Source organism: Pseudomonas sp. BAY1663 (assembly GCF_000582595.1).
GTDB classification, from domain to species: Bacteria; Pseudomonadota; Gammaproteobacteria; order Pseudomonadales; family Pseudomonadaceae; genus Stutzerimonas; species Stutzerimonas stutzeri_AF.
In genome coordinates this window covers 45,038-69,521 of record NZ_AZSV01000004.1, presented here as the reverse complement: position 1 = coordinate 69,521, position 24,484 = coordinate 45,038, and the positions used below count along the sequence as shown (strand labels likewise).

Annotated in this window: 19 protein-coding genes and 5 pseudogenes; 9 read left to right on the top strand and 15 right to left on the bottom strand. The window is 64.4% G+C overall.

All coding sequences use genetic code 11. The annotated features are described in order from the left end of the window. Nucleotides 1-68 precede the first annotated feature (68 nt). A pseudogene (locus tag BAY1663_RS02420) lies at nucleotides 69-531 on the bottom strand (glycine zipper domain-containing protein). A 174-nt stretch (nucleotides 532-705) separates the two neighbouring features. Between BAY1663_RS02420 and BAY1663_RS02415 the strand changes: the two are divergent. After that, a complete protein-coding gene (locus BAY1663_RS02415; protein ID WP_037037705.1) occupies nucleotides 706-942 on the top strand; it encodes a hypothetical protein in 237 nt (78 codons plus the stop codon). Nucleotides 943-1,057: 115 nt separating this feature from the next. On the opposite strand, the gene pdxH is transcribed toward BAY1663_RS02415, so the two are convergent. From pdxH to dinG, 4 genes and pseudogenes are all read right to left on the bottom strand, one after another. Next, a complete protein-coding gene (gene pdxH / locus BAY1663_RS02410; protein WP_037037703.1) occupies nucleotides 1,058-1,705 on the bottom strand; it encodes a pyridoxamine 5'-phosphate oxidase in 648 nt (215 codons plus the stop codon). Nucleotides 1,706-1,905: 200 nt separating this feature from the next. Continuing rightward, nucleotides 1,906-2,526 (bottom strand): OmpA family protein, encoded by a 621-nt coding sequence (locus BAY1663_RS02405; RefSeq protein ID WP_037037702.1) that lies wholly within the window; start codon nucleotides 2,524-2,526, stop codon nucleotides 1,906-1,908. Between the two features lie 137 nt (nucleotides 2,527-2,663). Further along, nucleotides 2,664-3,811, bottom strand: a pseudogene (locus BAY1663_RS02400) (serine hydrolase domain-containing protein). A gap of 104 nt (nucleotides 3,812-3,915) precedes the next feature. Next, a complete protein-coding gene (gene dinG, locus BAY1663_RS02395; protein WP_037037700.1) occupies nucleotides 3,916-6,060 on the bottom strand; it encodes an ATP-dependent DNA helicase DinG in 2,145 nt (714 codons plus the stop codon). An 86-nt stretch (nucleotides 6,061-6,146) separates the two neighbouring features. On the opposite strand from dinG, the gene BAY1663_RS02390 reads away from it, so the two are divergent. Beyond that, complete coding sequence (locus BAY1663_RS02390) at nucleotides 6,147-6,611, top strand: CopD family protein (protein ID WP_037037698.1); 465 nt, start codon at nucleotides 6,147-6,149, stop codon at nucleotides 6,609-6,611. A 61-nt stretch (nucleotides 6,612-6,672) separates the two neighbouring features. Here the strand turns inward: BAY1663_RS02390 and BAY1663_RS24930 are convergent. After that, nucleotides 6,673-7,032: pseudogene (locus BAY1663_RS24930) on the bottom strand (OmpA family protein); the annotation flags it as partial. Nucleotides 7,033-7,436: 404 nt separating this feature from the next. Between BAY1663_RS24930 and BAY1663_RS02380 the strand changes: the two are divergent. Both BAY1663_RS02380 and BAY1663_RS02375 read left to right on the top strand, forming a co-directional pair. Next, nucleotides 7,437-7,934 (top strand): DUF6231 family protein, encoded by a 498-nt coding sequence (locus BAY1663_RS02380; protein ID WP_037037694.1) that lies wholly within the window; start codon nucleotides 7,437-7,439, stop codon nucleotides 7,932-7,934. 2 nt (nucleotides 7,935-7,936) lie between these two features. Further along, the gene (locus BAY1663_RS02375; protein ID WP_037037693.1) at nucleotides 7,937-8,422 is read left to right on the top strand and encodes a YchJ family protein; all 486 of its coding nucleotides are present in this window, start codon (nucleotides 7,937-7,939) and stop codon (nucleotides 8,420-8,422) included. A 55-nt stretch (nucleotides 8,423-8,477) separates the two neighbouring features. On the opposite strand, the gene fpr is transcribed toward BAY1663_RS02375, so the two are convergent. Continuing rightward, a complete protein-coding gene (gene fpr / locus BAY1663_RS02370; protein ID WP_037037691.1) occupies nucleotides 8,478-9,254 on the bottom strand; it encodes a ferredoxin-NADP reductase in 777 nt (258 codons plus the stop codon). Nucleotides 9,255-9,364: 110 nt separating this feature from the next. Here fpr and BAY1663_RS02365 point away from each other — a divergent pair, with 110 nt between their 5' ends. Continuing rightward, a complete protein-coding gene (locus tag BAY1663_RS02365; protein ID WP_037037689.1) occupies nucleotides 9,365-10,291 on the top strand; it encodes a LysR family transcriptional regulator in 927 nt (308 codons plus the stop codon). 9 nt (nucleotides 10,292-10,300) lie between these two features. On the opposite strand, the gene erdR is transcribed toward BAY1663_RS02365, so the two are convergent. Beyond that, nucleotides 10,301-10,951, bottom strand: coding sequence for a response regulator transcription factor ErdR (gene erdR / locus BAY1663_RS02360; RefSeq protein ID WP_037037687.1), 651 nt, complete (start codon nucleotides 10,949-10,951; stop codon nucleotides 10,301-10,303). A 239-nt stretch (nucleotides 10,952-11,190) separates the two neighbouring features. Between erdR and BAY1663_RS02355 the strand changes: the two genes are divergently transcribed. Beyond that, a complete protein-coding gene (locus tag BAY1663_RS02355) occupies nucleotides 11,191-12,099 on the top strand; it encodes a DMT family transporter (RefSeq protein ID WP_037037686.1) in 909 nt (302 codons plus the stop codon). 16 nt (nucleotides 12,100-12,115) lie between these two features. On the opposite strand, the gene BAY1663_RS02350 is transcribed toward BAY1663_RS02355, so the two are convergent. Next, complete coding sequence (locus tag BAY1663_RS02350; protein WP_037037684.1) at nucleotides 12,116-12,832, bottom strand: tRNA-uridine aminocarboxypropyltransferase; 717 nt, start codon at nucleotides 12,830-12,832, stop codon at nucleotides 12,116-12,118. 187 nt (nucleotides 12,833-13,019) lie between these two features. On the opposite strand from BAY1663_RS02350, the gene BAY1663_RS02345 reads away from it, so the two are divergent. Beyond that, nucleotides 13,020-13,418: a quorum-sensing-regulated virulence factor family protein gene (locus BAY1663_RS02345; RefSeq protein WP_128576044.1), complete on the top strand. Its 399-nt coding sequence runs from the start codon at nucleotides 13,020-13,022 to the stop codon at nucleotides 13,416-13,418. Between the two features lie 38 nt (nucleotides 13,419-13,456). Here BAY1663_RS02345 and BAY1663_RS02340 read toward each other — a convergent pair. Further along, nucleotides 13,457-15,867, bottom strand: a pseudogene (locus BAY1663_RS02340) (xylulose 5-phosphate 3-epimerase). Between the two features lie 132 nt (nucleotides 15,868-15,999). Between BAY1663_RS02340 and BAY1663_RS02335 the strand changes: the two are divergent. After that, complete coding sequence (locus BAY1663_RS02335; RefSeq protein ID WP_037037682.1) at nucleotides 16,000-17,409, top strand: MBL fold metallo-hydrolase RNA specificity domain-containing protein; 1,410 nt, start codon at nucleotides 16,000-16,002, stop codon at nucleotides 17,407-17,409. Nucleotides 17,410-17,542: 133 nt separating this feature from the next. Further along, a complete protein-coding gene (locus BAY1663_RS02330; RefSeq protein ID WP_037037681.1) occupies nucleotides 17,543-18,634 on the top strand; it encodes an LOG family protein in 1,092 nt (363 codons plus the stop codon). 215 nt (nucleotides 18,635-18,849) lie between these two features. Here BAY1663_RS02330 and recX read toward each other — a convergent pair whose 3' ends face one another. From recX to BAY1663_RS02305, 5 genes and pseudogenes are all read right to left on the bottom strand, one after another. After that, nucleotides 18,850-19,314, bottom strand: coding sequence for a recombination regulator RecX (recX, locus tag BAY1663_RS02325; RefSeq protein WP_037037680.1), 465 nt, complete (start codon nucleotides 19,312-19,314; stop codon nucleotides 18,850-18,852). A gap of 5 nt (nucleotides 19,315-19,319) precedes the next feature. Then, nucleotides 19,320-20,363, bottom strand: coding sequence for a recombinase RecA (gene recA / locus BAY1663_RS02320; RefSeq protein ID WP_037037679.1), 1,044 nt, complete (start codon nucleotides 20,361-20,363; stop codon nucleotides 19,320-19,322). 83 nt (nucleotides 20,364-20,446) lie between these two features. Further along, a pseudogene (locus BAY1663_RS02315) lies at nucleotides 20,447-20,943 on the bottom strand (CinA family protein). 101 nt (nucleotides 20,944-21,044) lie between these two features. Beyond that, complete coding sequence (locus tag BAY1663_RS02310) at nucleotides 21,045-22,157, bottom strand: acyltransferase (RefSeq protein WP_037037677.1); 1,113 nt, start codon at nucleotides 22,155-22,157, stop codon at nucleotides 21,045-21,047. 634 nt (nucleotides 22,158-22,791) lie between these two features. Then, entirely contained in the window at nucleotides 22,792-24,483 is a 1,692-nt protein-coding gene (locus BAY1663_RS02305; RefSeq protein WP_051497054.1) for a hypothetical protein, read from the bottom strand. Nucleotide 24,484: the final 1 nt, after the last annotated feature.

Sequence of the window (24,484 nt, the reverse complement as noted above, 5' to 3'; positions counted from 1 at the left end):
CTACCCCCGCTCCTTTCGGAGCGGATGGCAGCGCCTTGCGGGATGGGGCCCGGTGTCAGCTCATGGCGTCATGGCGCAACGCGGCTGGTACCACTGACGGTCATGATGCGCACCCGCTGGCCGACGCGGAATACCTGGTTGGGCTCGACCTCCTGAACGTAGGCGCGAACGTTGCCATCATCTTCACGCACGGTGATTTCCACACCCTGGGTTCGCGTGATCCCCTCCTCGGCCGCCGCACCCAGCATGCCGCCGGCCACCGCACCGATGACCGCGGCCACCGCGCTGCCCCGCCCACCGCCGACACCACTGCCGGCAACCCCGCCGACGACCGCGCCGGCGCCAGCGCCGATGGGCGTCTTGGTGCCCTCGATCTGGACCGGGCGGCAGGGACTCGATGGTGCCATAGCGCACAGTCTGAACGGCACGTGCCTCGTCCCGGGAATAGGTATCCCCGGTCAGGCTGGACGCGCATCCCCCCATGGCCAGCGCCAGAGCAGTGAAGGAAGCGACACAAATGGACTTGCGCATTGGAAATTCTCCTGAGAAACAGCTGTTTCACTCCGATGGACTGCAATGGGCGGCCACGATGAAAAAGCGCTTGGCAACTTCACCATCCTGACTCAGCATTCGCCCCCGTCGAGCATACTTATGCCTTATGCGAGTCGAACCTGGCTCGCCGGGTTCCTTCCAACGAGACTGCCCATGGATTACTTCATCATAGCCATCACAACCGTGGCCGGCTTGGCTTTTCATGCCTGGTTGATCATCCGCTTTCGTCGCTGGGCCGACCGCGACCTGGCATTGTCGATCGCCGGCAGCGATCCGGACAGGCGCGCCTGGATGCTGCAACGGCTCGCCGAGGCCAAGCTGCAGAAGGTCAGGCGGCGGGAACTGCAGGCATGGCTCGAGCAGCAGGCGCAACGCTACCCGGAAGCCTGAGACAACGCATCCCCGGAAGGCTGGTACTGATCCGGGTTAATCTTCGACACTGCTACAGCCTCCGCCCGATACCAGCCCTCGCCATCCGATCCGCGCCTTTCCGGAAACAGCAGGCTCAGGGCGCCAGGCGCTCACGCTGCCAGCCGTTGGCAACCAGACGGTAATCGAGCCGGTCGTGCAGACGGCTCGGGCGTCCCTGCCAGAACTCGATGCGCTCCGGCAAGAGACGATAACCGCCCCAGTGCGGCGGACAGTGCGGCGCCTTGTCGAGGAAGCGTTGTTCGGTCTCGGCCAGCAGCCGTTCCAACTCTGCCCGATCGCGGATCACCTGGCTCTGCGGCGACGCCCAGGCTCCCAGCCGGCTGCCCAGCGGCCGCACATGGTAATAGGCATCCGACTCCTCTTGAGTCACCTTCTCCACGCGCCCTTCGATACGCACCTGGCGCTCGAGGGTCGGCCAGAAGAAGGTCATCGCCGCATACGGCGTCGCCTGCAGCTCCTGCCCCTTGGCACTGTCGTAGTTGGTGAAGAAGGTGAAGCCGCGCTCGTCCAACGCCTTGAGCAGCAGGACCCGGCAATGCGGTCGCCCCTCGGCATCGACCGTCGCCAGGGTCATCGCGTTGGGCTCCACCGGGGCCTGCTCGGTTTGCATCGCCTCGGTGAACCACTGACGGAACAGACCGAAGGGCTCGGCCGGCGCAGTGGCCTCGCTGAGTCCGTCACGGGTATAGTCGCGGCGCATATCGGCCAGGGTCTGGATCATCGCGTGGCTCCTAGTTATCGAGTAGGCAGGCCTCGGCGTAGCGGGGGATTCACAGCTGGCAGAGGGCAATGAACCGGGTCGACCTGCGGAGGACAAGCTTATCCGTTTTCACCTGCGATCCGCTTGATTCAAGCAAGCCCGCCCAACGAAAACAGGCCCGCATGCGGGCCTGTTCGGATTCACGCCATCTGCGTGGCGCCTTATTTGACCGCCTCGGCCGTCGCCACCTGGGTCGCCGCCGGGGCCGGCTGGTTGTACTCGGCGAGCAAGGCCAGCAGCGTGGTCTGCGGCGCCAGCACCATCTCGACCCGGCGATTCAGCGCACGGCCTTCCTTACTGTCGTTGGCCGCACGCGGCATGTCGGAGCCCAGGCCCCGAATGCGCAGCCGATCATGCTTGAGGCCGCTCAGGCGGAAGATGGCCGCGACCGCGCCGGCACGCTCGCGGCTGATGGTGCGATTGATTTCGTCGGAACCGGTGCTGTCGGCATGGCCGAGCACGATCACCGCCGTCTTGTCATCCTGCTCGACCAGCTTCGCCACGCGGGTTATCGGTGCAAGGGTGACCGGCAGCAACATGCCCGGGCGATCCGGGTTGAAGGAGGAGTCCACCGGTGCAGTGACCACCAGCACGCTGTCACGACGCTCCAGTTCGAAACGACTGTCCTTGAGGGCCTCGCGAAGGCGCGTCTCGTAATCGTCGAGCCAGGCCGCATCGATCTTCGGTGCGACTGCCGCGACCTCGGCAGGTTTTTCACTATTGGAGCTACAGCCGGTAACGATCATGCAAAGAATCAGGGAGGCGCTCTTCAGCAGGTTCATGTGCAAGGTTCCGTCGACCAGAAGCGTTCAGGGAGAGGCACGCCCCATCCAAGCGGGCGGCTAGTGAAGTATGGGCTGAAATTGTGGACGCAAGTCCTTCTTCTGGAAAGCCTCTGGATTCAGAACTGACGAGTGGTTCAACCCAGGCATTCGGCGACGCAGCGCGCCAGCGACTGCGCGCGCGGGTCCATCAGCACGTAAGGGCCAGCGTGTTGGTCACGAAGCCGAACGCCAGTTCCCGCTCGGGATCGGCAAAACCGATGCTGCCTCCGGCGCCGGGATGGCCGAACGCCTGAGGCCCCATGGCGAAGGTGGCATTGGTGACCTGGGGCTGGTCGAGCCAGCAGCCCAGGCCGAAACGCGTCTGCGCCAGCAGCGTACGATCCTCGCCGACACTGTGCTCGCGTGTCATCTCGGCCAGCAGCGCATCGTCGAGCAGGCGCCCTTGCAGTAGCCCCATGTAGAAGCCGGCCAGCGCACGGGCATTACCGTGACCATTGGCGGCCGGTTGCGCCATGCGCCGCCATTCGGGCTTGTTGCCGCTGTTCATGATCGATGGCGGGTTGTTGAACGCCCGGGCGCTGAGCGAAGCCGGCTCGCCGACCATGGCCTGCAGCAGGCGCTGCGCCGCGGCATCGCCGAAGTCGTTGCGGCCACGGGTCAGATGGGCGACGCGGTGGAACTCGCTGTCGGCCAGCCCCACGTGAAGGTCCAGGCCGAGCGGCGTGGCGGTGCGCGCCACGATCGACTCGCCGGGCCCGCAACCATCGACACGCCGCAGCAACTCGCCGACCAGCCAGCCATAGGTCATGGCGGCATAGCCCTGGCCTTCGCCCGGCGTCCACCAGGGTTGCTCGGCCACCAGCGCCGCGGTCATGCTCGCCCAGTCGTACAGCGCCTCGGCCGGCAGCAGCTGGCGTATCGCCGGCAGTCCGGCCCGATGGCAGAGCAACTGGCGCAGGGTGATCGCCTGCTTGCCGTTCACGGCGAACTCCGGCCAGATCCGCGCGACTGGCTCGTCGAGTTCCAGCTTGCCCTGCGCGACCAGCTGCAAGGCCGCCACGGCAGTGAACGCCTTGGTGCAGGAAAACAGGTTCACCAAGGTATCGCTGTGCCAGGCCTGCTCGCCCGAATTGTCGGCGACGCCGGCCCAGAGGTCGACCACCGTCTCGCCGCCGATCTGCACGCAGAGGGCGGCGCCGCGTTGCCCGGCACGCTCGAACAGCGCGCCGAACGCATCCCTGACCGCCTCGAAGTGAAGATCGAAATATCCCTGAATCTGCACGCCACACCTCGTATCGAATTCACTGCGGGCTCATTCTGGCAAGCGCGAGCGCTCGCGCACAGCCCATTGATGGGTCCCCATCGGAACCGGTGATGGCCGCCCGGCTAACCGATCTCGCGGCGGAACGGCGGCAGCGCGTTGAGGATCGCCTTGCCGTAGCGCTGGGTCACCACCCGCCGGTCGAGCAGCGTGATGGTGCCGCGGTCCGCCTCGGTGCGCAGCAATCGGCCGCAGGCCTGGACCAGCCGTAGCGAGGCGTCCGGCACGGCGATCTCCATGAACGGATTGCCGCCGCGCGCTTCGATCCACTCCGCCAGCGCCGCCTCCACCGGATCGTCCGGCACGGCGAAGGGAATCTTGGCGATGACCACATGCTCGCAATAGGCTCCCGGCAGGTCGACGCCCTCGGCGAAGCTGGCCAGGCCGAACAGCACGCTGGGCTCGCCATCGTCGACCCGCGCCTTGTGCTTGTTCAGCGTCTCCTGCTTGGACAGGTTGCCCTGGATCAGCACCCGCCGGCGCCAGTCGCGCTCGAGGCCGTCGAACACGTCCTGCATCTGTCTGCGCGAGGAGAACAGCACCAGAGTGCCGCGCGAGCCCTCCACCAGTTGCGGCAGTTCGCGCACGATGGCCGCGGTGTGCGCCGCGGCATCGCGCGGGTCGGCCTGCAGGTCCGGGACCCGCAGCACGCCGGCATCGGCATGATGGAAAGGGCTCGGCACCACGGCGGTGACCGCCGCCTTCGGTAGCCCGGCGCGCATGCGGTAGCGATCGAAACTGTTCAGCGCGGTGAGCGTCGCCGAGGTCACCAGTGCGCCGTAGGCCACGTTCCAGAGGTTGCGCCGCAGCGTCTCGGCGGCGAGGATCGGGCTGGCGTTGACCTCGATATCGAACAGCGCGCCGCTGTCGGCCAGGGTCAGCCAACGCGCCATCGGCGGGCTGTCCTCGGGGTCCTCGACGGTGAAGGCGGTCCACAGCTCCCAGTTGCCCTGCGCGCGCGTCAGCAGGCTGCCGAACAGCGGATACCACTCCTCGGCCTGGTGGCTGGCGATGCCGGCACCCGTTTCGCCATCCATCGCCTCCTTGAGCAGCTCGGCGATACGGCTGAACAGGTCGGTCAACCTGGAAAAGCCCTTCTTCAACTCGCTGCCGAGCTCGATCAGGTGCTCCGGCACCACGCCACCGACGAAGCGGTGGCGTGGTCGCTCGCGACCTTCCATGTCCTCGCCGGCCTTGAAGTCGGCCAGTTGCTCGCAGGCGCTGAACATGAACTGCTGCTGGCTGCGCAGTTCGCGGGCGAGTTCCGGAATGCCCTCGATCAGCCGGCCGAGTTCGCCGGGCAAAGGGTGCTGGGCGAGCAGCTTGGTCAGGTTCTTTTCCACCTGGCCCAACCAGTCGGCCGTCGAGCGTAGGCGGGTGAAGTGGGCGAAGTGGCCGATGGCCTTGTCCGGCAGGTGGTGCCCTTCGTCGAAGACGTAGATCGTCTCGCGCGGATCGGGCAGCACCGCGCCGCCGCCGAGCGCCAGGTCGGCCAGGACCATGTCGTGGTTGGTGACGATCACATCGACCTTGGTCATGCCCTCGCGCGCCTTGTAGAAGGCGCACTGCTGGAAGTTGGGGCAGTGCCGGCCGGTGCACTGGCTGTGGTCGGTGGTCAGCTGCGCCCAGTCGGCATCGCCAAGCTCTTCCGGCCAGCTGTCGCGGTCACCATCCCAGCGGTTGCCGGCCAGCTTCTCGATCATGCCGCTGAACAGCTTCTGGCTGCGCTCGTCGACCTCGAGGCGAAAGCCCTCCTCCTCGAACAGCTGGGCGGTGGCGCTTTGCGCCTGGCCTTCCTGCAGCAGCATGTCCAGCTTGGACAGGCACAGGTAGCGACCACGGCCCTTGGCCAGGGCGAAGCTGAAGCTGAGCCCGCTGTTGCGCATCAGGTCCGGCAGGTCCTTGTGCACGATCTGTTCCTGCAGCGCCACGGTGGCCGTGGCGATGACCAGCCGCTTGCCGGCGGCCCTGGCGGTGGGGATGGCCGCCAGGCTGTAGGCAACCGTCTTGCCGGTGCCGGTGCCGGCCTCGACCGCGACCACCGCCGGCTCGCCGTCGCGGCGGCCCTCGTCGTCGACCTTGATCGCACCGAGCACCTTGGCCACCTCGGCGATCATCAGGCGCTGGCCATAGCGGGGCTTGAGCCCCTTGGCCTCGAGAAAGCGGGAATAGGCGCCCTGGATCTGGGACTTGAGTTCGGTACTGAGCATGGGCGCGGAGCTGTATATATTTTCAGTGTCTCGATGGGGCGGCTATGATAGCGCGCGATCGCCCAACCGCCACCGGAGATTTGCCCATGACGCCTTTCGCCCTGCTCTACGCACTCCACGTACTCGCCGCGACGATCTGGGTGGGCGGCATGTTCTTCGCCTGGATGGTGCTGCGCCCGGCGGCCGGCGCCATGCTGCAAGCCCCGGAGCGGCTGAAGCTCTGGGCCGACGTGTTCCGCCGCTTCTTCCTCTGGGTCTGGGTGGCCGTGCTGGTACTGCCCATCGGCGGCATCGGCATGTGGCACATGCGCTTCGGCACCCTGGAAAGCGCGCCACGCTACGTGCACATCATGGCTGGCCTGTACCTGGTGATGCTGGCGTTGTTCCTGCGCATCCAGCTGCTGCAGCTGCCGGCGCTCAAGCGGGCGATCAGCACCGAGGATTGGCCCGCGGGCGGCGCGGTACTCGGCAGGATCCGCCGGTTGGTGGGGATCAACCTGGCGCTGGGCCTGGCCGTCGTCGCACTCGCCAGCGCCCGCCCCCCGCTCTGAGCCAAGCGGACAATAAAAAGCCGGGCCCATGGCCCGGCTGGAAGCCAATCACCAGTCCGAATCAGGGACGGGCTTCGACTTCGGCTTCTACCCGACGGTTGATCGCCCGACCTTCCGGAGTCGCGTTATCGGCGACGGGGCGGGACTCGCCGTAACCGACCGCATTCACCCGGCCGCCTTCCACGCCGTACTGGTTGACCAGCACTTCACGCACCGCATTGGCACGCCGCTCGGACAGGCGCTGGTTATAGGCATCGGTACCGATCGAGTCGGTATGACCTTCCAGCACGGTCGAGGTCTGCCCGTACTCTTTCATGAAGTCGGCGAGGTTCTGGATATCGGCGAAACTGTCGGGCTTGACCACGGCGCGATCGAAGTCGAACTTGACGTCCAGCTCGACCCGCACCGGCGCGGCAGCAGGTTCCGGCTCGGGCTCAGGCATCGGCTGCACCGTCTCCACAACCGCGACGGTTTCCTCTTCCATGCCGTTTGCCCAACAATAGGCGGCACCGACACCACCGCCGATCAGAGCGCCCCAACCGGCATAGGTGCTGCTTTCAATGGCCCCCAGCGCGGCACCGGTCACGCCACCGACGGCTGCACAGGTGGGCCAATCCTGTTTCTGCACGCCTGCACAACCCGCCAGGAACGTGGTCATGACAATAACGGGTACTGCTGTCCGTAAAGTACTCATCGGTTAAAACCTCCAGTGTGGAATTCAGCCAGAATCGCCACGCACGAGACTCCGGGCGGCTCCGGTTACTTTGAGACTAGGCCGACAAACGGCACCACGCTAGTCTGTACGCTTAAAACGAGGATTCTCGATTGACTGAAAACCCTGTAGCGCGCACGCCCCAGCAAGCCTTGGCGGCCCTGCTCGAACATCACGCACCATCACGCCTCCTGCATGTGGGACACAGCGACCAACCGGCACTCGCCGCTTACGCCCAAAGCCATCCGGGCAGCCATGTCGATCGCGCACAAACGGCGCCACTACCGCAAGAGCTGGCCCAACAGCGCTACGACCTGGCATTGCTCGTCGATTGCCTCGAATACCTGCCCAAGCGCAGAGGCCTGGAGCTGCTCGGCGGGATTCGCAATCTGAACGCCAGCCGCATGGCCGTGCTCGTCGACCTGGATGCCTGCGACTGGCAGGCCACCGACTTTTATGCCCTGGCCCTGCAGATCGGCGAACGCTTCCAGCGCGACGGACAGACCTTGACGCTATTCACCTACGACCTGCTCCAATACAAGCAGGTTCCGGACTGGCTGAACGCCCGGTTCTGGGCCAATCCCGAGATGTTCGGCAAATACTGGTGGTGAACATGAGCGATCGGCACGCGCACGAAACCAACTGCCCTTGCGGCAGCGGCGACTCCCTCGACCAGTGCTGCGGTCGCTATCACGCCGGGACGGCGGCTCCCAGCGCCGAACGACTGATGCGCTCGCGCTACAGCGCCTATGTGCTGGGGCTGATCGACTATCTGCAGGCCACCACGCTACCGGCGCAGCAGGCTGCCCTGGACCTCGAGGCGATGCGCCGCTGGAGCCTGGACAGCACCTGGCTGGGACTGGAAGTGGAAGAAAGCGCGGTGCTGGGGGGCAAGCCCGAGCATGCGCTGGTGACCTTCACCGCCCGCTGGCACGACCAGAACGGCGAACACGCCCACCAGGAGCGCTCGGCCTTCGTCCAGCGCAACGGGCACTGGTACTTCATCGACCCCACGGTTCCCCTGAAGGCCGGGCGCAACGACCCCTGCCCTTGCGGCAGCGGGGAGAAATTCAAGAAATGCTGCGCCGCCTACACCTGATCTCCGCCCCTTGGCTTGCAGCGCGGCAGCCCAAGGGACGGCACGGGCATCGCCCTTACTTCTCGACGAAGGCCCGCTCGATCAGGTAATGCCCCGGATCGCCCATGCGCGGCGACACCTTCAGCCCGAAACTGTCCAGCACCTGGCTGGTTTCATCGAGCATGCTCGGGCTGCCGCAGATCATCGCGCGGTCGTCCTGCGGGTTGATCGGCGGCAGGCCGATGTCGCTGAACAGCTTGCCGCTGCGCATCAGGTCGGTCAGGCGTCCCTGGTGCTCGAAGGGTTCGCGGGTCACCGTCGGGTAGTAGATCAGCTTTTCCTTCACCGCCTCGCCGAAGAACTCGTTCTGCGGCAGATGCTCGGTGATGAATTCGCGGTAGGCGACCTCGTTGACGTAACGAACGCCGTGCACCAGCACGACCTTCTCGAACCGTTCGTAGGTCTCCGGATCCTGGATCACGCTCATGAACGGCGCCAGCCCGGTGCCGGTGCTGAGCAGGTAGAGATGCTTGCCCGGCAGCAGGTCGTCGAGCACCAGGGTGCCGGTCGGCTTGCGGCTGATCATGAGCTGGTCGCCTTCCTGCAGGTGCTGCAGGCGCGAGGTGAGCGGACCGTCCGGCACCTTGATGCTGAAGAACTCGAGGTGTTCTTCATAGTTCGGGCTGGCGATACTGTAGGCGCGCATCAGCGGACGGCCTTCGACTTCCAGGCCGATCATGACGAACTGGCCATTCTCGAAGCGCAAGCCGGGATTACGGGTAGTCTTGAAGCTGAACAGCGTATCGTTCCAATGGTGCACACTGAGGACACGCTCAACGTTCAGGTTACTCATGCTGCGGATTCCTCATTGAGTCGCGGCGGCGTTATGTAGTTGGCAGTTTATCGGCGCCAGCCTTATTCGTTAATCGAATAATAAAGATATAGGTTATCGGTTATATAGATATGCATTTCACTCTTCGCCAGCTCGAAGTGTTCGCCGCGGTTGCCCGCCAGGAGAGCGTCTCGCGCGCGGCCGAAAGCCTTTCGCTGTCGCAGTCGGCCACCAGCACGTCACTGGCCGAACTGGAGCGCCAGTCCGGCTGCCAGTTGTTCGACCGCGCCGGTAAACGTCTGTGCCTGAACGCCCTGGGCCGCCAGCTGTTGCCACAGGCGGTTGCCCTGCTCGATCAGGCACGAGCCATCGAGGATCTGCTCAACGGCAAGAGCGGCTTCGGTTCGCTGGCGGTAGGCGCGACACTGACCATCGGCAACTACCTCGCCACCCTGCTGATCGGCAGCTTCATGCAACGCCATCCGGAATGCCGGGTAACGCTGCATGTGCAGAACACCGCGCATATCGTGCAGCAGGTTGCGCAACATGAACTTGATTTGGGTCTAATCGAGGGCGAGTGCCAGCATCCCGACCTGGAGGTCCAGCCCTGGATCGAGGACGAGCTGGTGGTGTTCTGTGCGCCACAGCACCCGCTGGCCCGGCGCGAGGCCCTGGACCTGGACGAACTTTCGGGCGAGGCCTGGATCCTGCGTGAACGGGGCTCAGGCACCCGCATGACCTTCGAGCAGGCCATGCGTCATCGACCAGGCAAGCTGAACGTGCGCCTGGAGCTGGAACACACCGAAGCGATCAAACGTGCCGTGGAGTCGGGGCTGGGAATCGGCTGCATCTCGCGACTGGCGCTGCGTGACGCCTTCCGCCGCGGCAGCCTGGTACCGGTGGTGACGCCGGAGCTGGATCTGCGCCGGCAGTTCTATTTCATCTGGCATTCGCACAAATACCAGACGGCGGCCATGCGCGAATTCGTCGAGCAGTGCCAGGCCATGACGTCCGGCGTGCGGCGTAGCGATGAAATCATGCTGCCGCCGATCGCCTGAGGTGCGTCGTCAACTGGTGGGGATGGAGCCCATCTGCTGCAGCAGCAACGCCGCCTGGGTCCGGGTACGCACGCCGAGCTTGCGGAAGATGGCGGTGACATGCGCCTTGATGGTCGCCTCGGAGACGTTCAGCTCGTAGGCGATCTGCTTGTTCAGCAGGCCGTCGCAGACCATCGTCAGCACCCGGAACTGCTGCGGTGTCAGGCTGGCGAGCCCGGCACTGGCCGCCTTGGCTTCGTCGCTGACATTGGCCACGTCCTGGATATTGCTCGGCCACCAGACGTCGCCGTCGAGCACTGCCCGCACCGCTTCCTGGATGGTTTCCAGCGAACTCGATTTCGGAATGAAGCCGCTGGCGCCGAACTCGCGCGAACGCGCGACGACCGCCGCATCCTCCTGCGCCGAAATCATCACCACCGGCAACTGGGGATACTGGCCGCGCAGCAGCACCAGGCCTGAAAAGCCATAGGCGCCCGGCATGTTCAGATCCAGCAGAACCAGATCCCAGGCCGCACCCTGATTGAGAAAGCTTTCCAACTCGGCGATGCTGGCCGCCTCCACCAGCCGGACGTTGTCCCCCAGCCCCATGGTGAGCGCCTGCTGCAACGCGCTGCGAAACAGCGGATGATCATCGGCAATGATTATTTCGTAAGCAGCCATTGGCAGACCTGTAGTTTTTATTGGCGCTTTTCATCGGCTAATAGCCGATGCCGACAAGATGACGGCAAAACCCGACAAATTCCGTCGGGAATTCCCGATATGACATTCGGTCGGCAAATGGGAATATCGACTGCCGGCCACAACAAATCAAGCGGCGCAAGCATGCCCACCCACGAATAAGTGGTCAAGCGCGATGCTTTGTAGCAAAGTCTGCGCCTTTTCCTCCGACGAGCCGAAAGATGCGTAGCCAAGCCCTCCGCGCCGACTTCCTGATGCTGATTACCGCCATGATCTGGGGCACCGCCTTCGTCGCCCAGCGCATCGGCATGGACAACATCGGCCCCTTTCTCTTCACTGGCCTGCGCTTCGCCCTCGGCGCCCTGGCCCTGCTGCCGCTGGTGATCTACCGCGGCCGGACCGCCGCGCGTCACGAACCCTTCCTGCAGCGCGGATTGCTGTTCGGCGGCCTGTCCATGGGCCTGGCACTGACCCTGGGTATCAACCTGCAGCAGGTCGGCCTGCTGTTCACCAGCGTGACCAATTCCGGCTTCATCACCGGCCTGTACGTGATCGTGGTGCCGTTGCTGGGGCTCGTCATCGGCCACCGGACCGGCCTGGGCACCTGGCTCGGGGCCTTTCTCGCGGTCGCCGGCATGGCCCTGCTGAGCATCGGCGAGGACTTCCAGGTGGCGTCCGGGGATTGGATCCAGTTGGCCGGCGCCTTCGTCTGGGGCCTGCACGTGCTGCTGGTGAGCTTCTTCGTCAGCCGCCACGACGCGATCCGCCTGGCCTTCCTGCAGTTCGCCACCTGTGCGCTGGTGAGCCTGCTGCTCGCGCTGGTCTTCGAGGAAACCGATCCGGCCAGCATCTGGCTCGCCGGACCGGCACTGATCTACGGCGGGCTGTTCGCGGTCGCGGTCGGCTATACCCTGCAGGTGGTGGCACAGAAGCACGCGATCGCCTCCCATGCGGCGATCATCCTCTCCCTCGAGGCGGTGTTCGCGGCCATTGCCGGTGCGCTGTTCCTCGACGAGAGCCTCACCCCGCGCGGCTACCTGGGCTGCGTGCTGATGTTCCTCGGCATGCTGGCCGCCCAACTGTGGCCGCGCAGGCCGGAACCACTGGCCGTCGAAGCCGCCAAGGCCTGATCGCCGCACCGCGCGGCTATGGCGCGGGCGCTGCCTGCAGGGCCCGATGCGCGGCGTTCTGCAGGTCCGGCTGGCGATGGTGCTTGGCGCCGAGGTAGTGCTCGGTAAAGACGTCCAGCCAGGCATCCAGGGTGTTGGCCGCGGCCGCATCGCCGGCCAGATCGAGACAGAGCGCCGCGACTTCCGCGGTGCACAGGTGATCGCTGCGGGTCGAGCGCCGCAGGCGATAGCGCGACAGGGCCTCCGGCCGCAGGCTGAGCACCGGCAGGCCATCCAGATAGGGACTCTTGCGGAACATCTTGCGCGCCTCGGTCCAGGTCGCGTCGAGCAGGACGAACAGTGGCCGCTTGCCGGGCTGCGGCTCGATGCACTCGACCACGCGCGACGGCACGGCGTATTCGCCCGGGAAGACCACCAGCGGTTGCCACTGCGGATCGGCGAGCAGTTGCAGCAGGTGCGGATCCACACCCGCGCGCTGCCAGCTGAAGGCGAAGGTATCGGGTACCACATCGGCGATCAGCCAGCCGGTATTGCTCGGTTTCAGCGGTTCGATGTCGTGCATCAGCAGGCAGACGCCACTGCGGCTGTCGACCTCCGGCAGCCACGGGCACAGGCAGTGGCTGAACGGTACACGGCAGCGCGCGCAGCGTGGCGCGCGCGACCCTCGGGCGACGAAGGGTTTCAGACTGCGCGCCAGGCGCTCGTCGCGCAGGCGGGCTACGGCATGGGGCATGGATCGGCTCGGGGTCGTTCGGAAGGACGGGATCGGGACGGAGCACGCGGCACCGAAACCCGGCGCACAGCGGTCCGCTCAGAGGTTGCGCGACAATCCGGGCCAAGCTACCGGCCCGCGGCGGAAATGGCAAATGAACCGTACCCCACCCCGTCGGTCGAACAAGCGCAGTCATAAGGAGAGCGCCATGTACCGTCTGACCACTCTGCTCGCTCTGAGCCTCGCCCTTCCCATCGCCCATGCCGCCTCGCTCCAGGAGCGGCAACTGGGCCAGCTACTCGACCAGGTCGCCCGGGAAAGCAGCGTCGGCACGCCGCGGGCGATCAACGAAGACATCCTCGACCAGGGCTACACCGTCGACGGCAACGAACTGGTCAACCACCTCAGCGTGCAGCCGCGGCATGCCGCCCAGATGCGCGACAACCCGGCCGACGTGCGCAGTCAGCTCGGCGTCAGCGTCTGCGGCAACCAGGGCCTGCGCACGCTGATGAGCCAGGGCGCCGTGCTGCGCTACGAGTTCAGCGAGTACAAATCCAACAGGCCGATCGCCACCGAGCGCTACAAGGCCGCGGATTGCGGCCTGTAGCGGGCCGCCCTCAGGGAAGCCCGGCTCAGTGCCTGGCGCTAGTCGTCGCGCAGGGTCTCGGGATCGCCCCTGCCGGCCACCGCAGCCGCTTCCTCACGCGTCAGCAAGGCGGTGCGCGGCACGTTGCGCAGCCGTGCACAGGCGGCTAGCACATTGGCCCAGCTGGCGCGGTTGGCGAACTGCATGCCGAACTCGTCCAGCGTGCCGCCACGATTGCGATAGCCGAGCACCGAACTCTTGCGCGCATCCGGCAGGATCGGCACAGGTGCCCACGCGCCACCTCCGGGCGCATGTGGGTCAGCAGCACGCGCATTTCCATGCGGTCGGGAAAGAGCCGCTCCGCCACCCCGTCGCTCGCCCGCGCCTCCACCTCCCAGTGGTCGCGCGGCGCCCTGAAACGACCGGGCTCCTGTAGATACACCAGCCGGTAGGCGCATTCGGCTTCCTTGAGGCGCTCTGCGGCGCGCAGCATCTCACCCAGCTGATAGCTGCCGTTGGCGATCAGTAGCAACGCCCCCTCCCCCGGATTCTCTTCGACGACGATCGCGCCATCGCGCGCCAGCTGCTCGGCCTGGGCCTGGTTGAAATAGCACGGCCGATCGCGCTTGGGCATCACCAGGCAAGCCAGCTCCCCTCGCGCCTTGTAGATCGACGGCAACAGGGCCAGGGCGCTGTTGTGGTCGGCCGGGAACAGCACGCGCACCATGTCGCTCATTTCCCCGAGCAGCGCCTCGCAGAAGGTGGTGTCCTGGTGCGACTGCTGGTTCTTGCCGTTTTCCCAGGTATGCGAGGTCGCGATCAGCGGCCAGCCGAGCCAGCCGGCCGGCCGGCCGATTTCCTTTTGCTGGCGGGAGAAGATGATGCTCTGGCGCACCACACCGAGCATCTTCACGCAGAACGCTTCGTAACTGGCGACCAGGTTCAAGCCACCCTGATTGGCGAGGCAGGCGGACACCACGGCCTCTTCGTTGAGCGCGGTGATGACGGCCCCATCGATCGCTTCGAGTTCGCTTTCCGGGTCGATCACCCGGTGCTTGAGCGCCTTGAGCACGCCAGCCAGGCGATTGCTCGCCAGTTCGTCCGGATTGCCCACGCGCGGACGCAGCGACGGGTTGGCCTGGGTCAGTTCGACGAAGAAGCGGTCGACCGCCGCCATCGGCGAGCAGGCATCGTCACGGTAGTTCAGCTGTGGCATGCGCGGTTCCGCGGGCCGGCGCAGCGCCAGCGGGTTGTCACGCTCGAGCGGACGGCCCTGGCGATGGCGGACGAACAGGCCCAGTGCGGCATCCAGTTCCGCCTGCGGGACGAACAGGCGCGCCGCGTGCTCGTTGAACAGTTCGCGGGCCTCGGAATCCAGGCGCGGATTGCCTGGCAGCGGCAGGTTGTGTGCGGCATTGGTGCCGGCGCCATAGAAGCCGAAGCCCTTGACCGTCTCGGCGATGCCATAGGGTATCGGCAGCGGGTAGTTGAGGATGCCCCGGTCCTTCTCTTCGACCCGGCGCCCCAGGCGCAGCTCCATTTCCCAGAGCGTGGCGACGAAGGCGGCGGGGTCGCGGCCATCGAAGGGAATCGGGTCGAAACCGCACTGCCCCAAGTGCTGGCGGAAATCCTCCAGCCCCTTTTCGGTGCCCAGGGAGGTGCGTTGCTCGATACGCCGACCGTTGGCGATCATCACCGGCAACGCCATTCCACAATCCTCGGCCCGCCACCAGCGCGGAATCCAGTCGCTGCCGCGCTGCTCTTCCGCGGCGCCATCGGAGAGGAAGGCCACCAGCGTCTCGCCCGGCAAGGGCATGTGCGCGTATTGCAGTTCGGCGAAACCGAGATAGCCGCCCTCGGCGATACCGCCTGCGGTATGCGGATTGACGTGACTGCCCAGCGGCGCCAGCGGGCTGCCGTCGGCGGCCTGGCGATAGCCGTAGAAATCCTGCAGCAGGCGATTCATGCCCTTTTCGCCTTCACCGTAGGCCTGCGCCTGTTCGGGGTGCAGGTTGCCGGTCAGCAGGTTGAGCGCATCGACCGCCGCCACGCAATGGCCCTGCCCCATCAGCCAGGCGCGGGTCCGGCCGGTCAGGGCATTCAGCGCCAGGTAGCCGGCATAGGCCGGCACCATGTTCAGCGCACCGCCGGTATGCCCTTCGGGGCTGCGCTTGAAGTCCTCGGCGCCCAGCGGCGTGCCATCGAGCCGGACATGGCGCGCGTAGGTCATGTGCACCACCAGCCAGAGGCCGGCGCTGGCAACGCGATCGACGGCCTGCAGCACCCGGTAGACGCTGGCGAGATCCGGCTGATGCCCTGCTTGTACCAACTGGTGGGCCAGGCGGAATACGGCCGCCTGGGTCTCCAGCGCATGCTCGAACGGCCCGAAGCCGCCGCGCCAGGCAGCGAATTCCGGCTCGGCTTGGGCATGTTGATCCAGCTCGGTGAGGCTGGGCAGTAGCTGACTCATGGGATCACTCCGTCGGTAAGCAGGATGTGCTGTAGTCTAGGCAGGGCTCGTTTCGTTATCTCTGATATGTATCAAGTGCTCCTGGCAACCGAGCCTGCAAAGTGGACACCATCGTACAGACAGGAAGGCAACATGGCTTTGCTCAGTTTTCTCGGCGCGATACAACAGGTCACCGGCTCCTGCTATCTCATTGAGACCCATGACGGCGCGAGGGTTCTGCTCGAATGCGGCATGCACCAGGGACGCCGGCAGGAGGAAAGCGACAACCGCGCGCCCTTCGCCTTCGACCCCAAGACCCTCGACGCGGTCGTGCTTTCCCATGCCCATATCGATCACAGCGGCCTGTTGCCGCGCCTGGTCGCACTCGGCTATCGCGGCCCGGTGCATTGCACCGATGCCACGGCCGAACTGCTCGAGCTGATGCTGCTGGATTCGGCGCAGATCCAGGAAAAGGATGCCGAATGGGAGAACAAGTGGCGCGCACGTATCGGCAAGCCGTTGATCCAGCCGCTCTACACCCGGGTCGACGCCGAACGCATGCTCGGCCAGCGCGCACCGCATCGGTATGGCGAGACATTCGAAGCCGCAGCCGGGGTCAGCGTGACCTTCCACGATGCCGGCCATATCCTCGGCTCGGCCATCGTGCAGATGGATGTACGGGACCACGGCCGGACCCGCCGCCTGGTATTTTCCGGAGACTTGGGCAACACCTGCTCGCCGCTGATGCACGCGCCCACCGTGCTCAAGGAAGCCGACGTGGTGCTGATGGAGTCGACCTACGGCGACCGCGACCACCGCAGCCACGACGCCACGCTCGAGGAACTGGCTGGCATCCTGCAGCAGGCCCATCGCGATGGCGGCAACGTGCTGATGCCGTCCTTCGCCGTCGGGCGCACCCAGGACCTGATCTACTACCTCGGCCGCTTCCATCGCGAAGGCCGCCTGCCACAGCAGGCGGTCTTCCTCGACAGCCCCATGGCGATCGGCGCCAACGCCATCTACTCGCACTACAAGGACCAGCTGGACCTCAACGGCATCGCCCCCGCGCTCAGCGCAACCAGCAGCAAGCTCTACGCCGAACGCTGGTTGCCGATACTCAAGCCCACGCCGACGCCCGAAGAGTCGATGGCCATCAACCGCTTCAAGAGCGGCGTGATCATCATCGCCGGCAGCGGCATGTGCACCGGCGGGCGCATCCTGCACCACTTCAAGCACAACCTCTGGCGCGAAGAGTGCCATCTGGTGATCCCCGGCTTCCAGGCCCGCGGCACCCTCGGCCGCGCCATCGTCGACGGGGCGAAAAGCGTCAAGCTACTGCACCAGCGCATTGCCGTGAATGCCAAGGTCCATACGCTCGGCGGGTTTTCCGCGCATGCCGGCCAATCGCAGCTGATCGACTGGGTCAGCCAGTTCGAGAACCGCCCGGAGCTCTATCTGGTCCACGGCGAACTGGAAAAGATGCAGGTCCTGCAACAGGCCATTCGCGACCGCCTCAACTGGGAAGCCCGCATACCGGAACCCGGTGATCGCATCGCGCTCTGAGTGCTAGCGCCCATCCGAACGCGCCGGAGCCCCGGGCTCCGGCAGCGGAACGGCCCTGCCCAAACGCCTTCGGCTTGAATTCCGCCGATTGCGGCCTCAGCCTGGGCGTAGCACTCATACATGGAGAAGTTGTATGTCTTTCGATCCGGACGACTACCTGTCGCGACACTTCAAGACCAGCGGCGCCGACCTCGAAAGCAGGATCGATGAACTCGTCACCATGGTCGTGCCCGAAACCAGCCCCAACCTGCCGCTGTACCGGGAAATGCTGGTCACCGTGATGCGCATGGCCCAGGCCGACCGCAGCCGTTGGGATGCCAAGATCCTGCTGCAGACGATGCGCGAGATGGAGCACGCCTTCAGCCGCCTGGACCAGTTCAAGCGGCGCCGCAAGGTCACGGTGTTCGGCTCTGCCCGCACGCCGATCGAGCACCCGCTGTATGCACTGGCGCGCCAGCTGGGCAGCACCCTGGCGCACTACAACTTCATGGTCATCACCGGCGCCGGCGGCGGCATCATGGCTGCCGCCCACGAAGGCGCCGGGCGCGATAACAGCCTCGGGCTCAATATCACGCTTCCCTTCGAGCAGCATGCCAACCCGACGGTGGACGGCACCGACAACCTGCTGTCGTTCCACTTCTTCTTCGTGCGCAAACTGTTCTTCATCAAGGAGGCGGACGCCCTGGTACTCTGCCCCGGCGGCTTCGGCACGCTCGATGAAGCACTGGAGGTGCTCACGCTGATCCAGACCGGCAAGAGTCCGCTGGTACCGGTGGTGCTGCTCGACGAACCGGGCGGCTCGTATTGGAGCGATGCGCTGCGGTTCATGCGCGGCCAGCTGGAAGGAAACCGCTACATCCTGCCCAGCGACATGCGCCTGATGCGCCTGGTGGACGATGCCGAGCAAGCCGCCAAGGAAATCGCCGACTTCTATCGCAATTTCCACTCCAGCCGCTGGCTCAAGGACCGCTTCGTCCTGCGCATGAACCACCCGTTGAACGAACTGGCCATGGAGTACCTGAACGACGAGTTCGCCGACCTGTGCCTGAGCGGCGCATTCGAACAGCAAGCGTGCTGCGAATCGGAACTGGACGAGCCGGAACTGCAGCGCCTGCCGCGGTTGAGCTTCGTCTTCAACGGTCGCGACCATGGACGGCTGCGCGAGCTCACCGACTACATCAACGAGCCCACCAGCTGGGCACCGCTGCTGGCGACCGAGGACTGATGGACGAAGGTTCGGGCCTGCGGCCTGCAATCACCACGGGGGCGCACACAGGGAGTGATGCGCATCCGCAGATGTGTGGGCCCGAGCCCGGATTTCTGTAGAAGGCAGCTTGCTGGCGATACTGTTGAAAAGCTAATCGCCAGCAAGCTGGCTCCTACAAACAGCGTGCCCCTACTTGTAATCCACATGCGCAGACCAACCTGCAGGCAAGGTACTCAGTCGTCTGATGCGCCACCACGCAGCAACCGGCCGATCAGCTCCGGCGGATAGCCCCGGTAGCTGAGGAAGCGCCCCTGCTTGGCGCGTTCGCGGGCGTCTGCTGGCAGCCGGCCGAACTTGCGTTGCCAGGCATCGCGCAGTTGCTCGCCCCAGTCGAAGCCGCTGTCGCGCAAGGCCTGCTCGATATCCGCGCGCGGCAGCCCGCGCTGGGCCAGCTCCTCACGGATGCGCAATGGCCCATAGCCGGCATTAACCCGGCTCCTGACGAAGCTTTCGAGGTAACGCGATTCGGACAGCAGGCCCTGCTCGCAGAGACGATCCAGGGCCTGTTCGATCAGTTCGGGCGGGGCGCCGCGCTGGCGCAACTTGCGAAAGAGCTCGACGCGCCCATGCTCGCGTCGGGCCAGCAGGTCCATTGCCGCCCGCCGCACCGCGGCGGGGCTATCGAGCACGACGGGCATGCGGATCAGAGATCGGCGTCGACCAGGTCTTCGCTGACCACGTTCGCCTTGCCGCTGCCACTGACCACCAGCAGTTTCTCGCGAATCTGCTGCTCGATCTCGCGACCGATCTCCGGATTGTCTTCCAGGTACTTGGCGGCGTTGGCCTTGCCCTGGCCGATCTTGTTGCCCTTGTAGGCGTACCAGGCGCCGGACTTCTCGACCAGGCCCTGCTGCACGCCGAGATCGATGATCTCGCCGTTGCGGTAGATGCCCTTGCCGTAGAGGATCTGGAACTCGGCCTGGCGGAACGGCGGCGCCACCTTGTTCTTCACTACCTTGACGCGGGTTTCGCTGCCGACCACCTCGTCGCCTTCCTTCACCGCGCCGGTACGACGGATGTCCAGGCGCACCGAGGCGTAGAACTTCAACGCGTTACCGCCGGTGGTGGTTTCCGGGCTGCCGAACATCACGCCGATCTTCATGCGGATCTGGTTGATGAAGATGACCAGGCAGTTGGCGTTCTTGATGTTGCCGGTGATCTTGCGCAGCGCCTGGGACATCAGGCGTGCCTGCAGGCCGACGTGGGCATCGCCCATTTCGCCTTCGATCTCGGCCTTGGGCACCAGCGCCGCCACGGAGTCGACGATGATCACATCCACCGCGTTGGAGCGCACCAGCATGTCGGTGATTTCCAGCGCCTGCTCGCCGGTGTCCGGCTGCGACACCAGCAGGTCGTCGACATTGACGCCCAGCTTGCCGGCGTAGTCCGGGTCCAGCGCGTGTTCGGCGTCGACGAAAGCGCAGGTGGCGCCCATCTTCTGCGCCTCGGCGATGACCGAGAGGGTCATGGTGGTCTTGCCCGACGATTCCGGGCCGTAGATCTCGACGATGCGGCCTTTCGGCAGGCCGCCGATGCCCAGTGCGATATCCAGCCCCAGCGAGCCGGTGGAAATGGCCGGGATCGCCTGGCGATCGTGATCGCCCATGCGCATCACCGCGCCCTTGCCGAACTGCTTCTCGATCTGGCCCAGGGCTGCAGCCAAGGCGCGCTTCTTGTTCTCGTCCATCGAATCCTCACTTGATCAAGAGGGCCAGAGGCCACAACAACTGTATAAGTAGACAGTATTAGAACATAGGCAAATTTGCTCGCCTAGCCCTGCGCCGGATTTTCTCCAGCCGCCAGGCACAACAGTCCTTGCAGCGCGGCCACCACCGTCTGCTCGCGCACCGCCTGGCGGTCGCCGGCAAACAGGTAGCGCCGGGTATGCAGCTGCGCGCTATCGGCCCAGGCGATCCAGACCGTGCCCACCGGCTTGTCCGTCGAACCGCCGCTCGGCCCGGCGATACCACTGACCGCCACCGCGAAGCGCGCGCCGCTGCGTTGCTGGGCACCGCGCGCCATGGCCCGCACCACCTCGGCACTGACTGCCCCCACCTGCTCGAACAGCTGCGCCGGCACGCCGAGCTGCAGGGTCTTCTGCACATTGGAATAGGTGACGTAGCCGGCCTCGAACCAGGCCGAGCTGCCGGCGATCCGGGTGATCGCCTCGGCGATCCCGCCGCCGGTACAGGATTCGGCGGTGGTGACCTGTGCATCCTGTCGTTGCAGGCTTCGCCCAATCGCGAGGCGAGATCGGTGAGCGTCATCGGGGCTCCGGAAGCGGAAAAACCGCTACCCTACACCAGCTGCCCACACACTTCAGCCCGCCGGATCGCCGGACCGCTCGAGCGGCGCCCCTGCGCCAGCATTACGCCTGCGGCTGCGCCGGTCGGACCAGTCCGCCCTGTCGACGGCGGCCCAGCCGGCTGACCACCCGGTCGCCGTAACCCTGGATCGGATCGGCCAGGGTACGCTTGATGAAGAAGGCGAATAGTGTAACGACCGCCAGCATGATGCCGATGTACAGCGGACCGGGAATGGCCAGCGCCGAGGGATGGAAGTGCAGGCGCTCGGCGATGGCGAACACCGAGGGATGGGTCAGGAAGATGATGTAGCCCACGCCCCCGACGGGCGCCAGCCAGCGCAGCCCCTGCCCCTTGATTCGCGTCGCCAGCAGGAAGATCGCCATCCCCAGGCTGTAGCTCACGAGATAGCGATACCAGGTTTCACCGAGCCCGCTATCGTGGGAATAGGCGAGCACGCAGGTCGGCAGGAGGAAGACATAGAACAGCGCGACCGCAGCCCAGGCGTAGCCGCCGGAACTAGTGGCGCGTCCGTTGTCGGTGCTTTTCCACAGCGCGCCGAGGAAGCACACACTCACCATCAGCGGCAGCGCCACCGGCAACTTGGCCTCCAGGCTGTAGCGCAGGTAGGCGAGCAATAAGGTGAAACCGTACTGCAGGACCAGCAAGAGCAGATCCAGCCGAGCGGAGCTACCCGGCCTGAAGGCGAACATCACCACGCAGAGCACGTAGAAGGTGATCTCGATCTGCAGTGTCCAGTACAGACCGATCACGTTCTCGACCAGGAAGAAGCCCTGCAGCATCGTCGCGTTGACGGCGATGACCAACGCCGAGAACAGCCGCGCCGGGTCGTCCCAGGGAAACATCGTGCCGAGCAGCAGCGACAGCCAGTACAACGGGAACAGGCGGAAGAAACGCTGGAACACGAATGCCGCCACCGGCCGCTCGAAGGTCTGTCGGTTCCGGTACAGGCCGGCGACGATGAAATAGCCACTCAGCGCGAACAGCACCAGCACGCTGGTCTTGCCGACATCCAGCACCGTCTTGGTCGACAGGAACAGGTAACTGGTCAGTTCGTCGAAGAAGCCGTCGCGCTTCATCTTGGCGATCAGATGGGAATAGGCGACGCACAGCGCCGCTCCGCCGCGCAGGGCGTCGAGTCCGAGGAGTCGGGGCATGTCTGCTGCTCACGTGGGTGTGATGAGAGGGAAAGTCGCCAGAAATCGACGCGAGAAACGCCCCAGGCAAGCCGTGTTGCCTTCGCGGACCGCAGCGACGACAAAACCCGGGCAAGCTACCGCGACAGCTGCCACAGGGCGCTGCGCAACTGCGAGGTCGGAAGAAATGCATCGAAGGCCCCGCGAAAGTACGGCTCCGGCGCTTCGATAGAACGCAGCTTATCGGCGGCGCCGGCCCGCTTGTCAATGCGCGCGCCGCGCGTGCCGACCGCTGACATCGCTCACGCCATCGCGCCCCCTTGCGTAGCCCACCGCTGTGCAGCGCCATACCTGCTGAGTGTGGCAGGCCCGTGGTAACCTTGCCGGCTTTCAGCGGGAAGCGCATCCCTTGCCAGGCTGGCTACAGTAGAGCCTGGATAAGTTACGCATGGATGGATGTGCAGGCCGTAAGACTCATTACGGGCCCAGGAAAGAGAGACCGGTGACATATGCGACTGCACGACTCGCCTCGCACCGTCCCCCACCAGGCATCGAATTGTACTGTTCCAAAGCCTCGTGTTGACGGCGAGGCCGGCTCCCCAACCGTCAATCAAGAACTTCCTTATCCAACCTCCCGTAATCGGTGCGCTTAGAGTTACTCAACAACTTTCTCTTCAGCGGCAGCCGAGCCTGTTGCTGCCCCTGCAAAACCAGATGCGATAAATCGCAGCTTGGCTTTCTGTCTATCAAGTGTATATATCGCCGTCAGCGGCACTGCCGTTACGAGCAAACCGGTCAGCACGCTTGTTATCTGACCATTGAATTTGTTTAGTAGCGGAACCCCTGCCAACGCATTCCCGATAACCTTACCGACGTATACCCCGACAATCGCCGAGGCCGTACCGGCTAGAATCACACCGATCGCTTCAAGCTTATTGTCACTATCCTTGCTTGCCAGCACCCGCACACATCGCACCACGCTTAGCGTGCACTCGCGGATCATAGCAAGCACGAAAGCTGGCATTTTGATTATTAAAGAAATCAATATCTGTGGAATAACACTCAGAGCACCCGACACACCTGCCTCGATTCCAAGTGACTGTGCGCGAAGCCAAATCTGCCGTTCTTCGAACCGTTCGTTCAAGCGTTGTCGAATGCGTAGGGCTTGCTCCTTAGTGCCGCTGATAAGCCCCGCCTCGCTGATGAAATTGCCGTTGATGGTCATATCGCGGATCTCATCAACGAATATATCAATGGTTTCTAGGACGATCAGACCTACAACCTGCTGCATGGCCATGGCCGCGCCGGTTTTCGCTACAGTAACTCCGATTTCTTTGGCAGCATCCAGTCGATGCTGATGCCTATCACTCTCGGCACGCGCTACTGACTCTTCGACGTCTGATAGACGAACAGTTACAACCTCCCCCGTGCTCTTGATAGTTACATCGATCAGATCTGGATCATCGTTTCGAGGAGTGCCGTTAATGGAAAGATAATCGAAGATATTCTGATCCTTCAATGAGCGGTTGAGCGAATCATTAGCAAACACCAAGTTATCTTTTGAGTTAATCACTCGCACAAAATCGTTATCAGTGCTTCCTGCACGGAGCAGTACATCAGCATAATAGGCCTTACGGGCTATCACATGCTCGACGTCCGCCCCATAAGGATCGAGCATATCGTCCCGATTATAACCATTCTCCAACAACGTCCAATCTTTGCGAGCATCGTATCTCGCATTTTTCATAGCCACAAAATTCGGATCATCGAACATGGCATTGCCAGTGCGATCAGAGAACTGGCTGTATGACTCTGACAGGTTTTCGTACTTGGCAGCACTATGCCGATCGATATCATGCATTACGCCACTGAGGCAGAAGGAAGCGATTGCCCGACGCATCGCCTCTTTCTTGCACTGCGCGAAAATATCGTCGACCGTTGCGGCAGGAACAGGAAGGCTACTTCGGATATCATCGACCATTTCCATGGTCGTCTTATCTACTTCAAACGTAGCCTTGAAGTACTCGGCAATCTTGGTCGAGCTCAAATCCTTATATTTAACGAAGGACTCTTTGTAGTACTCCACCCTTACGAGCTCAGAGTAGTCGAAGCTCTTGATCTGCCCTGTCACACCTCCGCAGGCTTGCCCTGTCCTCTGCGCCGCAGCCGACAATCCAGCAGCCCCAGCCTCCTTGGCCTGCTCCGCTATATCGAGAGCATTGTCCTTGACTGTCCCAACTGCCTGACCAACCCTCGCTGAAGAGACAGAGTCGGCCACTTTTGCGGTGGTTTTCGCCAGTGCCTCTTTCACCGTTTTGAGAGAGTTCTTGCCACCCATCCAAGCCATT

What these genes read in the sequence shown, in the direction of transcription:
- BAY1663_RS02415 (WP_037037705.1), top strand. Translation starts at nt 706, where the DNA reads ATGGATTACTTCATCATAGCCATCACAACCGTGGCCGGCTTGGCTTTT.
- pdxH (WP_037037703.1), bottom strand. Translation starts at nt 1,705, where the DNA reads ATGATCCAGACCCTGGCCGATATGCGCCGCGACTATACCCGTGACGGA.
- BAY1663_RS02405 (WP_037037702.1), bottom strand. Translation starts at nt 2,526, where the DNA reads ATGAACCTGCTGAAGAGCGCCTCCCTGATTCTTTGCATGATCGTTACC.
- dinG (WP_037037700.1), bottom strand. Translation starts at nt 6,060, where the DNA reads ATGCTCAGTACCGAACTCAAGTCCCAGATCCAGGGCGCCTATTCCCGC.
- BAY1663_RS02390 (WP_037037698.1), top strand. Translation starts at nt 6,147, where the DNA reads ATGACGCCTTTCGCCCTGCTCTACGCACTCCACGTACTCGCCGCGACG.
- BAY1663_RS02375 (WP_037037693.1), top strand. Translation starts at nt 7,937, where the DNA reads ATGAGCGATCGGCACGCGCACGAAACCAACTGCCCTTGCGGCAGCGGC.
- fpr (WP_037037691.1), bottom strand. Translation starts at nt 9,254, where the DNA reads ATGAGTAACCTGAACGTTGAGCGTGTCCTCAGTGTGCACCATTGGAAC.
- BAY1663_RS02365 (WP_037037689.1), top strand. Translation starts at nt 9,365, where the DNA reads ATGCATTTCACTCTTCGCCAGCTCGAAGTGTTCGCCGCGGTTGCCCGC.
- erdR (WP_037037687.1), bottom strand. Translation starts at nt 10,951, where the DNA reads ATGGCTGCTTACGAAATAATCATTGCCGATGATCATCCGCTGTTTCGC.
- BAY1663_RS02355 (WP_037037686.1), top strand. Translation starts at nt 11,191, where the DNA reads ATGCGTAGCCAAGCCCTCCGCGCCGACTTCCTGATGCTGATTACCGCC.
- BAY1663_RS02350 (WP_037037684.1), bottom strand. Translation starts at nt 12,832, where the DNA reads ATGCCCCATGCCGTAGCCCGCCTGCGCGACGAGCGCCTGGCGCGCAGT.
- BAY1663_RS02345 (WP_128576044.1), top strand. Translation starts at nt 13,020, where the DNA reads ATGTACCGTCTGACCACTCTGCTCGCTCTGAGCCTCGCCCTTCCCATC.
- BAY1663_RS02335 (WP_037037682.1), top strand. Translation starts at nt 16,000, where the DNA reads ATGGCTTTGCTCAGTTTTCTCGGCGCGATACAACAGGTCACCGGCTCC.
- BAY1663_RS02330 (WP_037037681.1), top strand. Translation starts at nt 17,543, where the DNA reads ATGTCTTTCGATCCGGACGACTACCTGTCGCGACACTTCAAGACCAGC.
- recX (WP_037037680.1), bottom strand. Translation starts at nt 19,314, where the DNA reads ATGCCCGTCGTGCTCGATAGCCCCGCCGCGGTGCGGCGGGCGGCAATG.
- recA (WP_037037679.1), bottom strand. Translation starts at nt 20,363, where the DNA reads ATGGACGAGAACAAGAAGCGCGCCTTGGCTGCAGCCCTGGGCCAGATC.
- BAY1663_RS02310 (WP_037037677.1), bottom strand. Translation starts at nt 22,157, where the DNA reads ATGCCCCGACTCCTCGGACTCGACGCCCTGCGCGGCGGAGCGGCGCTG.
- BAY1663_RS02305 (WP_051497054.1), bottom strand. Translation starts at nt 24,483, where the DNA reads ATGGCTTGGATGGGTGGCAAGAACTCTCTCAAAACGGTGAAAGAGGCA.